This is a genomic window from Amycolatopsis sp. NPDC023774 (assembly GCF_040639695.1).
GTDB lineage: Bacteria > Actinomycetota > Actinomycetes > Mycobacteriales > Pseudonocardiaceae > Amycolatopsis.
Window position 1 is genome coordinate 1 of sequence record NZ_JBFAAJ010000060.1, and the last position, 10228, is coordinate 10228.

Here is a 10228-nt window from a genome sequence, read left to right on the forward strand (position 1 = left end):
GTGGGAGAGTAGGACGCCGCCGAACTAACAGTACAGTCAGGCCCCGGTCTGAGAACGCGAAAGCGGTTCTCCCGGGGCCTGACTGCATTTCCACATCTTCTCCGCTTGATTCCGGCCGGTCTCTGACGGACCACCGCCGGTCGCCGGTCCAGCGAGCGCCCTGACCGTGGGCTGCGGCATCCAGTCGCCCGCTCGACCGGCACAGCACCGCACCGCACCCGCCGCCCGGCCGGCCGGCCTGGACTACAGCTACCTCCACAACGCCGTCGACGACCGCTCCCGCCTGGCCTACACCGAAATACTGCCCGGCGAGACCAGCGAAACCGCGGCCGCGTTCCGGGGCCAGGCGTTCGTCACCAACTGCGGGAGCACCGTCCAGCGAGTGCTGACCGACAACGGGTCCTGCTACCGGCCCTGGCCCGAGGCTCTCGCAGACATCGGGAACAGCCACGAACGCACCAAGCCCCTGGGGTCGCAGACCAACGGAAACGCATCGAACGCTTCCCCTGCGCACTGCTCGACGGGTGGGCCTACGCCCGCCCTGCCAATCCCAGATCCAACGCCGCGCAGCCCTACCGCACTGGCTCCAGACCACCAACCACGACCGCGGGCACACCGCACTCGCCGGAAAACCATCCGCCAGCCGCGCCCCCAACCTCACAGGTCAATACACCTCGGGAGGGCAAGGGGGCTGTGTCTCTCCCGGCGGCCGCTCAAGGCGGCTGGTTCGGCAACGAGATGCCGGCGTACCGGCCGGGCGGAATAGCATACCGCAGGTGAACGGCGTGCCGGAAGTGAGCGGTCGCCCGGCTCGGCCGTGCGCGCCACCCTCGTAGACAGCGAGGTGCGGACCGGCCTCGGCGCCGGTGTCGACCGACGCATCGAACCGGCGCTGAATCCGGTCCTGGAGAAGCTCACTCATCACTGCCTTCGGTCCGCCGGCCGGCGCAGCAGGTACGTGTCCATGATCCAGCCGTGCTTTTCGCGGGCCTCCGCGCGGACCGAGCGGATGCGGCCCGCCAAAGCGGAGTCCAGGGGGCCGGACAGCAGGATCTCGTCGGGGGTGCCGACGTATGCGCCCCAGTAGATGTGCAGACCCTGGTCGGTGAACTGGTCGAAGGTGGTGTGCGCGTCGAGCAGGACGAAGACGTCGTCGGCGTCCGCGGGCCAGCCCGCGGCGAGGCGGCGGCCGGTGGTGAGCTGGACGGCGCGGCCGATCTGGTTCATCGTCGTGCGGTGGCGGGCGACGAGGGCGGAGATGCTGCTCACGCCGGGGATCACCTCGTAGTCGAAAGCCACGTTGCCGCGCGCGAGCACTGCCTCGATGAGGGCGATGGTGCTGTCGTACAGCGACGGGTCGCCCCAGACGAGGAAAGCGCCGGTGTCGTCGGGGCCGAGGGAGTCCCGGATGAGACGCTCGTAGACGTCCGTGCGCAACTCGTGCCAGTCGGCGACGGCGGCGCGGTAGTCGGACGGCGTGCGGTCGCGGTCGGGGTCCGTGGCGGTGACCACGCGGTAGCCGGGCCGGGTGACGAAGCGCGACAGGATGTCCTGGCGCAGCCGCACGAGGTCGGCCTTCGCGGAGCCCTTGTCGAGGACGAAGAACACGTCGACGCGGTTGAGGCGGTCGATCGCCTGGACGGTGAGGTATTCCGGGTCGCCGGCGCCGATCCCGATCGCGTAGAGCTTCCGCATCACCGCAGTCTGCCGGGCCGGATAACCGGTCCCACAGGCGGCCCGTGTGGTGAACCCCTACCCCCAAGGGGTATAAAGACATCAGGAAAGCCACAGCACGAAGGAGCCGGTGATGACCGAAGCCACCTACACCGTCGAGGGTATGACCTGCGCGCATTGCGTCGGCGCGGTGCGCGAAGAGGTCGGGGAGCTCGCCGGTGTCCGTGAAGTCGACGTGGACCTCGCGTCGGGCGTGGTGAAGGTCGTCAGTGAGCAGCCGCTGGCCGTGGAGGCCGTCTCCGCGGCCGTCACCGAGGCCGGCTACCGGCTCGTCGCGTAGGCCGCCATGACCACGACGGCACACGCTCCGCAGACGGTCGAGCTCGTCATCGGCGGGATGACGTGCGCTTCCTGCGCCGCCCGGGTGGAGCGCAAGCTGAACAAGGTCGACGGGGTCACGGCGAGCGTGAACTACGCCACCGAGAAGGCCCACGTCGAGTTCCCCGCCACGATTTCGGTCGACGACCTGGTCGGCGTCGTCGAAGCCACCGGTTACACGGCGCAGCGCCCCGAACCCCAGAAACCCGAAGCCTCCGAGCCCGAGGACGAGACCCGCCCCCTGCGAGACCGGCTCGTGTATTCGGCGCTGCTGACGGTGCCGGTGATCCTGCTCGCGATGGTCCCCGCGCTGCAGTTCGACAACTGGCAGTGGCTCTCGCTCACCCTCGCCGCGCCCGTCGTGGTGTGGGGGGCGTTTCCGTTCCACCGCGCCGCGTGGACCAACTTGCGCCACGGCGCTGCGACCATGGACACCCTGATCTCCCTCGGCGTCTCCGCGGCCACGCTCTGGTCGCTCTACGCCCTGTTCCTCGGCACCGCCGGCATGACCGGGATGCGCGACGCCTTCGCCTTTACCGTCACGCCCGGGATGGGCACGAACAGCATCTACCTCGAAGTCGCCTCGGGCGTGACCACGTTCATCCTGGCCGGTCGCTACTTCGAAGCCCGCGCGAAGCGCCGCTCCGGCGCCGCCCTGCGCACGTTGCTCGAACTCGGCGCGAAGGACGTCACCGTCCTCCGGAACGGCACCGAACGGCGCGTCCCCGTGAGCGAACTGCGCGTGGGCGACGCCTTCGTCGTCCGGCCCGGTGAGAAGATCGCGACCGACGGCGTGGTCACCGAATGCAGTTCGGCGGTCGACGTCAGCATGATCACCGGCGAATCAGTGCCCGTCGAAGTCACCACCGGCGACGCCGTGACCGGTGCGACCGTGAACGTCGGCGGCCGCCTGGTCGTGAAGGCCACCCGGATCGGCGACGACACCCGCCTCGCCCAGATGGCCCGCCTCGTGGAGGAAGCCCAGAACGGCAAAGCCGCGGTCCAGCGGCTGGCTGACCGGGTGTCCGGGATCTTCGTCCCGATCGTCCTCATGCTCGCCCTGATCACGCTCGTCGCGTGGCTGGCCGGCGGCGGCGACGTCGCCGAAGCCTTCACCGCGGCGGTCGCCGTGCTGATCATCGCGTGCCCCTGCGCGCTCGGCCTCGCCACGCCCACGGCGCTGCTGGTCGGCACCGGCCGCGGTGCCCAGCTCGGGATCCTGATCAAAGGTCCCGAGGTGCTCGAGTCCACCCGTCGCGTCGACACCGTCGTGCTCGACAAAACCGGCACCGTCACCACTGGCCGCATGAGCCTCGCGGCCGTCCACCCCGCCGACGGCGTCACCGAGGCCGAGGTCCTGCGCTACGCCGGAGCCGTCGAAGACGCCTCCGAACACCCCATCGCCAAAGCCATCGTGGCCGGCGCCCGCGACCGCATCGGCGAACTGCCCGCGGTCCAGGAGTTCCGCTCGACCGAGGGGCTCGGCGTCACCGGGCTCGTCGACGGCACCGCCGTCCTCGCCGGCCGCGCCGCCTTCCTGGCGGACTGGGGCATTCACGTCGACGGTCCCCTCGCCGACGCCAAGGCAGCGGCCGAGCAGCAGGGCGCCACCGCGGTGTTCGCGGCCTGGGATGGTCGAGCGCGTGCGGTACTGGTCGTCGCCGACACGATCAAACCCACCTCGGCTCGAGCCGTCGCCGAGCTCCGCGCCCTCGGCCTCACCCCGGTCCTGCTGACCGGCGACAACGCGGGCGCCGCCCACACGATCGCGCAGGCAGCCGGCATCGACGAGGTCATCGCCGAAGTCCTGCCCGAAGACAAGGTCGCGGTGGTCAAGCGGCTGCAGTCCGAGGGCCGCGTGGTCGCCATGGTCGGCGACGGCGTGAACGACGCCGCCGCCCTCGCCCAAGCCGACCTCGGCCTCTCCATGGGCACCGGCACCGACGCCGCCATCGAGGCCGGCGACCTCACCCTCGTTCGCGGTGACCTGCGCGCCGCCGTCGACGCCATCCGCCTCGCGCGGCGCACCCTCGCCACGATCAAGGGCAACCTGTTCTGGGCTTTCGCCTACAACGTCGCAGCTCTGCCGCTGGCGGCGTTCGGCCTGCTCAACCCCATGATCGCCGGCGCCGCCATGGCCGTCTCGTCGGTGTTCGTGGTCTCGAACAGCCTCCGCCTGCGCGGCTTCCGCACCGCACGCTGAGCCGCGCTGAACGGAAGAGGGGCGCCCCGGCCGGGGCGCCCCTCTTCCGCTGTCCGGACCTACGAGCGGACCAGCCGCGCAATCGCGTCGGAGGCCTCGCGGACCTTCAGGTCGGCTTCCTCGCCACCGGCCGCGGCGGCCTGCACGACGCAGGTGGCCAGGTGCTCGTCCAGCAACTCCAGCGAGAACGACTGCAGCGCCTTCGTGGCCGCCGACACCTGCGTGAGGATGTCGATGCAGTACTTGTCCTCCTCTACCATGCGCTGCAGGCCGCGGATTTGCCCCTCGATGCGGCGCAGACGCTTCAGATAGGCATCCCGTTCGTTGCCGTAGCCCGTCATCGCGCATCGTCCCCTTCGTTCGCACCTGTACGTCGTCCAGTATACCCACCCTACGTATCCGATACGGGGTATGCGTATTCACGCCCGGACGGCCACCGCCATGACGAGCCCGCCGACGTTCGTCGTGAAGTGCACCAGCACGGAGGCCAGCACGCCCCGGCCGAAATGCCGCCACGCGTACAGGAAGACGCCCGCCGCGGCGGCCGCCACCATGGCGAGCACCTGCAGCAGCTGCGTCGGGATACCGCCGAGCGCCGCGTGCACGGCCGCGTTGCGCCCGACGGCCAGCGCGGGCAGGAAGTGCCACAGCCCGAAGAACGCCGACGCCCCGAGGATCGGCCCCCACCGCCAGCGGTCGTCGCGCGCGCCGAGCAGAGCCGGCAGTACGCCGCGGAACGCGATCTCCTCGACGATCACCGTGCCGAACGTGATCCGTCCGAGCGTGAGCCACAGCAGTTGCAGCAGGTCGGGATCGCCGACGCGCCCGTCGTCGTAGACGGTCCGCAACGCCGGTACCACAGCAGCGACGCCGAAGACGACCAGGAAGAACGCGGCCCCGATCAGCCCGGTGACGGTCGCCCGCCCGAGCGTCGCGCGGCTCACGCCGAGATCGGCCGGCGAGTACCCGGCGCCGAACGCCAGCGCGAGCAGCACCGCCGCCGTCAGGACTCCGCAGACCGGGTACGCCCAGCCCGGCAGAACGCGGTTGGCGAGCGTGGTCGCCGTCGCCAGCACCACCACGCACACGACGACCAGCAGCAACCGCGTCGTCGTTCTCGGCCCGGTGACGGTCATGGCCCCAACTTAAGGGCGCACGTGATCTCCGCGGGCCGATCCACGCCGGGCCGGGTGAAAAGCCGGGCTGCCGACCCCTGCTCAGGTAGCCCCGGCAGAAGTTGTGCGAATGAGACACCCGCAGGTCAGCCGGTTGTGGTCGCCTCGGTGAGCGCCGGTTTGCGGCGTTGGACGGGCACGGCTGTGTCGGTGTCGCCGGGCTGCGGGTCCAGCGCCGCAGTCGCCGACGCCAGGAGTTCGCGGGTGCCGGTGAGGGCCGTTTTCAGGCGGCGGTGGATGGCCGTCAGCTCGGCGACGCGGTCGTCGGCTCGGGCGACGATGTCGTTGGCGTACTCGGTCGCCCGGCGGATCCGGGTGTCGGCCTCCGTCTGCGCCGCGGCGGTCTGCGCGGCGAGCGCGCGGTGGGTTTCCGTGCGCTGGTTCTCGAGATCGCGCACCGTTGCCGCGCGCCGGGCAGCCAGGTCACGCTCGGTTTCGATGCGCTCGGTCTCCAGCTTGCGCAACGTCTCGGTGCGGTGGACGTCGAGGTCGCGCAGCGTTTCCGTGCGCCGGGCTTCCAGCTCGGTGATCGTCGCGGTGCGGCGCTGGTGGAGTGCCTCGGTGAGGTCTTCCTCCATGCGGCGGCGCTGCTTCGCGGCCGCCTCGTCCGCGGCGGCGCGCTCGGCGGCCGCGCGGCGCATGAACTCCTCGTGCGCGGCGTACTGGCGGCGGCGATCTTCTTCGGCCGCGGCGACGAGCGCGCGTTCCTTCTCGGTGAGCCGCACGGCCTCGGCCTCGGCGTCGAGACGCGTCTGCTCCGCCTTTTCCTTTGCCCGCGCGATGATTTCCGAAGCTTCTTCGCGAGTGAGCTCGATCATGCGCCGTGATCGTTCCTGGAGCGCGTCGGCTTCTATGGGGGTACGGCTGATGCGGTCGATCTTCGCGTGCAGCTCGCGGTTGTGCCCCGCCAGCCGGGCCACGCGCCGCATCGCCGCGTCGCGTTCAGCCGCCACCCGGCGGAGCTCTTCCTGGGCCCAGGCCACGAATTCCTTGACCTGGCCTCGGTGATAGCCGCGCCATGCCGGGTCGAAACGGGGCTCGACGGACGTCAGGTCCTCACCACCTTCGGGGGCCATGGCCTCACCTCCCATTTGGCTGGTTTCTCCTCGGGCGCGCAGTTTCCCTTTGCCGCACCGAGGTTTCCGTGTGCCGTCCAGTGTGCCTGAAGACCGGGTCGCGGTGGGCGCCGGGGAGACGATCAATCTTCGAGCGGATCGTCCGCGCCCGTCGCGGTGCTCCGCACACCGGGCAGTTCCGCGAGTTCCGCGGTCAACTCCGCAAGATCACCGCGCCCCTGCAACCGCAGCGTGACGACCGCGATCCGTTGCCCCTCTTCGGAAACCGTCTCCCGGTCGACCGCCACCTGGTGGACGACCCAGCCGCGCTCGGTACAGCCCGCGAGAACGTTTCGCAAAACTCCGTGCCCGTCGGAGTAGCTCAGCCGCAGAATGGGTGGTTCGCGCCGATGCCGTGCCACGAACCGGGAAAGCGGCGGGAAACCGCGAGTGATCACGATCAGTCCCACGGTCGTCGCCACCGCGAGCACGGGCAGCCCCGCGCCGCACGCGACACCGACCGCCGCCGCGAGCCACACCGTCGCGGCGGTTGTCAGCCCGCGCACCGCGTCGCGGCGCACGAAGATCAACCCGCCGCCGACGAACCCGATGCCCGAGACGATCTGCGCCGCGATCCGCGAGGGGTCGAGCGCCACGTGGTCGGTGTTCAGCAGGTCGGCGAACCCGTACTTCGACACGAGCATGAACACCGCCGACCCCACGCCCACCAGAGTGTGCGTGCGCAGGCCGGCCTGTTTGTTGTCGACCTCGCGCTCGAGGCCGATCGCCGTGCTCAGCACCAGCGCGAGCAACACGGGGAGCAGGAGTGACCACTGTTCGTCCGTGGACCAGAGAGCGTGCACGCCGACACTTTGCCTCGCCGCTCGCTGGCGCGCCCCGCCCGGCCCCCGAGGTGGATCACCCCTAAGCTCGGCGCATGGCCCGCTACTTCGACGTGCACCCGCAGAACCCGCAGCGGCGCTCGCTCGCCCAGGTCGTGGACCTGCTTCGTGAAGACGGGCTCATCGCGTATCCCACTGACTCCTGCTTCGCGCTCGGCTGCCGGCTCGGCAATCAGGAGGGCATGGAGCGGATCCGGGCGATCCGCAAGCTCGACCACCGGCACCACTTCACGCTCGTCTGCCAGGACTTCGCCCAGCTGGGGCAGTTCGTGCACGTGGACAACACGGTGTTCCGGGCCATCAAGGCCACTACGCCCGGGCCGTACACGTTCATCCTCCCCGCGACCAAGGAAGTGCCGCGGCGGTTGATGCACGCGAAGAAGAAGACCGTCGGCGTGCGCATCCCGGAGCACGTGGTCACGCAGGCGTTGCTGGCCGAGCTGGGGGAGCCGATTTTGTCGAGCACGCTGCTGCTGCCCGACTCCGGCGAGCCCCTCACTCAGGGCTGGGAGATCAAGGAAGAGCTCGATCACCAGCTCGACGCGGTGCTCGACTCCGGCGATTGCGGCGTCGAGCCGACCACGGTGGTCGACTTCTCGTCCGGTGAGGCCGAGATCGTCCGTTACGGCGCGGGTGACGCGACGCGGTTCGAGTGACGTCAGTACCCGACGAGGTAGCGCTGCAGCGTCGGCCCGAGCCAGCGCACGGCCTCGTCCTCGGTCATCTCCGCGACCGGTGGTAGCCGCAGCACGAACCGGCACAGCGCCAGGCCCAGCACCTGCGACGAGATGAGCCCGGCACGCACCGGCGCCTCTGCGGGGTCCGGGCACACCTTCGCGACCTGAGGTCCGAGCTGGTCGGCGAAGATCGAGCGCATGCGCTCGGCCGCCGTCTCGTTGGTGACGCCCGCGCGCAAGAGCGCGAACAGCGTCTCGTCGCCCGCCCAGCGCGCCAGCACGTGCCGCGCGAGCAAGGTGCCAGTGTCTTCGAGCGGCAGCTGCGTGAAGTCGGGCAGGCGCAGGTCGAAGTGGGCCGCGGCCGCGAAGAGCTTCTCCTTGGAGCCGTAGTAGCGCATCACCATCGACGGGTCGATGGCCGCGTCGGCCGCGATCGCGCGGATCGTCGCGCGCTCGTAGCCGTCCGCGGCGAAGCGCTCGCGGGCGGCGTCGAGGATCGCGGCGCGGGTCGCGTCGGAGCGCCGGGGCCGGTTCGAGGTCATGCCAACAACTGTAGGCCAACAGGCGTTGACAGGACCGGTACCGGGGCGTCTACTGGATGCCAACAGGTGTTGGCAAACAGATGTTGACTTGGGGGTCGACATGGAATCGGAAGTGCTGGTCGTCGGAGCCGGACCCGTCGGGCTGCTGCTCGCGGGGGATCTCGCTGAAGCCGGTGTGGCGGTGACGGTGCTCGAACGGCGGACCACGGGATCGAACCTGACCAGGGCGTTCGGGGTCCACGCCCGCACGCTGGAGCACCTCGACGTGCGCGGCGTCGCCGACGAGCTCATCACCACCGGCGCGCGCCTGCGTCAGCTGCGGTTGTTCGACCGGGTCGAGATCGACCTCGCGAAGCTGCCCTCGCGCTACGGCTACCTGCTGATCACACCGCAGACCCACACCGAGGAGATCCTTCGTTCCCGCGCCGAGCGGCTCGGCGCAAAGTTCGTGTGGGGCGCCGAGGTGCGCACGCTCGCCCAGGACCACGACGGCGTCGACGTCACCACCGCCGACGGCCAGCTCTACCGCGCCCGCTACCTCGTCGGCGCCGACGGGCTGCACAGCGTCGTGCGCCGGCAGCTCGGCCTGCCGTTCCCCGGCCGTTCGGTGCTGAAATCGATCATGCTGGCCGACGTCCGGCTCGACTCGCCGCCCGACGACCTCCTCATGGTCAACGGCGTCGGCGATGGCTTCGCCTTCGTCGCCCCCTTCGGCGACGGCTACTACCGCGTCTTCGCCTGGGACCGGCGCTCCCAGGTCCCGGACGACGCGCCGCTCGCACTCGACGAGGTCCGCGACATCACCCGCCGCTCCCTGGGCACCGACCTCGGCATGCGCGACGCGCGCTGGCTCTCGCGCTTCCACAGCGACGAGCGCCAGGCCCCGCACTACCGCTGCGGCCGCGTCTTCCTCGCCGGCGACGCCGCCCACGTCCACTCGCCCGCCGGCGGCCAGGGCATGAACACCGGTCTCCAGGACGTGGCCAACCTGAGCTGGAAGCTCGTCGAGGTCCTGGCCGGCCGCCTGCCGGAGAGCCTGCTCGACACCTACGAAACCGAGCGCCGCCCCGTCGGCCGCCTCGTCCTGCACAGCAGCGGCGCGATCATTCGCCTGGCGATGATCAGGCCACTGGTTCTCCGCGAAGCCCGCAACCGGCTCCTCGGCGCCGTCCTGTCCGCGGCCCCCCTCGCCCGCCGCGTCGCCGGCGTGATCTCGGGTGTCGGCATCCGCTACGCACCGCCGGCCGGCGCGGGCCGACTTGTCGGCGCCCGTGCTGAGGACCGTGCGCTTCCTGGGGGCCGGTTGTACGAGCAGTTGCGGGGTGGCCGTTTCGTCTTCGTCGGTGACCACCGCCCGGCCCGGTTGCCGGACGAGGTGGTGTTCGCGCGGGGCGACGGGGAGGTGCTGGTCCGGCCTGACGCGCATGTGGGCTGGGTGGGGGATCCGATGGAGTACTTCGGCCGGTGAGCTCGGTTTGCCCGGGAGGCCGCTGTGCCGGCGGTCGCGTCGCGGACACGTCTTCGTCGGTGATCAGCGCCTGTCGAGCGGGCCGGGCCAGGTCGTGTGTGCGGGCAGGTGCTGGTCCGGCCGATGCGCGCATGGTGCCTGGATGGGATGCGGT

At 70.6% G+C, this 10228-nt stretch carries 10 protein-coding genes and 1 pseudogene; 5 read left to right on the plus strand and 6 right to left on the minus strand.

The genetic code is table 11. The annotated features are described in order from the left end of the window. Positions 1 to 244: 244 nt before the first annotated feature. Positions 245 to 504: pseudogene (locus tag AB0F91_RS45200) on the plus strand (DDE-type integrase/transposase/recombinase); the annotation flags it as partial. 417 nt (positions 505 to 921) lie between these two features. Here AB0F91_RS45200 and cobF read toward each other — a convergent pair. Then, positions 922 to 1695 carry a precorrin-6A synthase (deacetylating) gene (gene cobF, locus AB0F91_RS45205; protein WP_360608362.1) on the minus strand — a complete coding sequence of 258 codons (774 nt, stop codon included), beginning with the start codon at positions 1693 to 1695 and terminating at the stop codon, positions 922 to 924. Between the two features lie 112 nt (positions 1696 to 1807). Here cobF and AB0F91_RS45210 point away from each other — a divergent pair, with 112 nt between their 5' ends. Next, positions 1808 to 2014, plus strand: a complete 207-nt coding sequence (locus AB0F91_RS45210; RefSeq protein WP_360608364.1) for a heavy-metal-associated domain-containing protein — start codon at positions 1808 to 1810, stop codon at positions 2012 to 2014. Between the two features lie 6 nt (positions 2015 to 2020). Continuing rightward, entirely contained in the window at positions 2021 to 4255 is a 2235-nt protein-coding gene (locus tag AB0F91_RS45215) for a heavy metal translocating P-type ATPase (protein ID WP_360608366.1), read from the plus strand. Between the two features lie 59 nt (positions 4256 to 4314). Here AB0F91_RS45215 and AB0F91_RS45220 read toward each other — a convergent pair whose 3' ends face one another. The 4 genes from AB0F91_RS45220 to AB0F91_RS45235 all read right to left on the minus strand — a co-directional run bounded on the left by AB0F91_RS45220 (position 4315) and on the right by AB0F91_RS45235 (position 7348). After that, positions 4315 to 4596 (minus strand): metal-sensitive transcriptional regulator, encoded by a 282-nt coding sequence (locus AB0F91_RS45220; RefSeq protein ID WP_220243036.1) that lies wholly within the window; start codon positions 4594 to 4596, stop codon positions 4315 to 4317. Between the two features lie 78 nt (positions 4597 to 4674). Continuing rightward, a complete protein-coding gene (locus AB0F91_RS45225) occupies positions 4675 to 5391 on the minus strand; it encodes a CPBP family intramembrane glutamic endopeptidase (RefSeq protein ID WP_360608368.1) in 717 nt (238 codons plus the stop codon). A 125-nt stretch (positions 5392 to 5516) separates the two neighbouring features. Continuing rightward, on the minus strand, positions 5517 to 6506 hold the full coding sequence (locus AB0F91_RS45230; protein WP_360608370.1) for a DivIVA domain-containing protein: 990 nt from the start codon (positions 6504 to 6506) through the stop codon (positions 5517 to 5519). A gap of 122 nt (positions 6507 to 6628) precedes the next feature. Beyond that, on the minus strand, positions 6629 to 7348 hold the full coding sequence (locus AB0F91_RS45235) for an MgtC/SapB family protein (RefSeq protein WP_360608372.1): 720 nt from the start codon (positions 7346 to 7348) through the stop codon (positions 6629 to 6631). A gap of 74 nt (positions 7349 to 7422) precedes the next feature. On the opposite strand from AB0F91_RS45235, the gene AB0F91_RS45240 reads away from it, so the two are divergent. Next, positions 7423 to 8043 carry an L-threonylcarbamoyladenylate synthase gene (locus AB0F91_RS45240; RefSeq protein ID WP_220243032.1) on the plus strand — a complete coding sequence of 207 codons (621 nt, stop codon included), beginning with the start codon at positions 7423 to 7425 and terminating at the stop codon, positions 8041 to 8043. Between the two features lie 2 nt (positions 8044 to 8045). Here the strand turns inward: AB0F91_RS45240 and AB0F91_RS45245 are convergent, their stop codons facing one another. Beyond that, the gene (locus tag AB0F91_RS45245) at positions 8046 to 8606 is read right to left on the minus strand and encodes a TetR family transcriptional regulator (protein ID WP_360608374.1); all 561 of its coding nucleotides are present in this window, start codon (positions 8604 to 8606) and stop codon (positions 8046 to 8048) included. Between the two features lie 112 nt (positions 8607 to 8718). On the opposite strand from AB0F91_RS45245, the gene AB0F91_RS45250 reads away from it, so the two are divergent. After that, a complete protein-coding gene (locus AB0F91_RS45250; protein ID WP_360608376.1) occupies positions 8719 to 10074 on the plus strand; it encodes an FAD-dependent monooxygenase in 1356 nt (451 codons plus the stop codon). Positions 10075 to 10228: the final 154 nt, after the last annotated feature.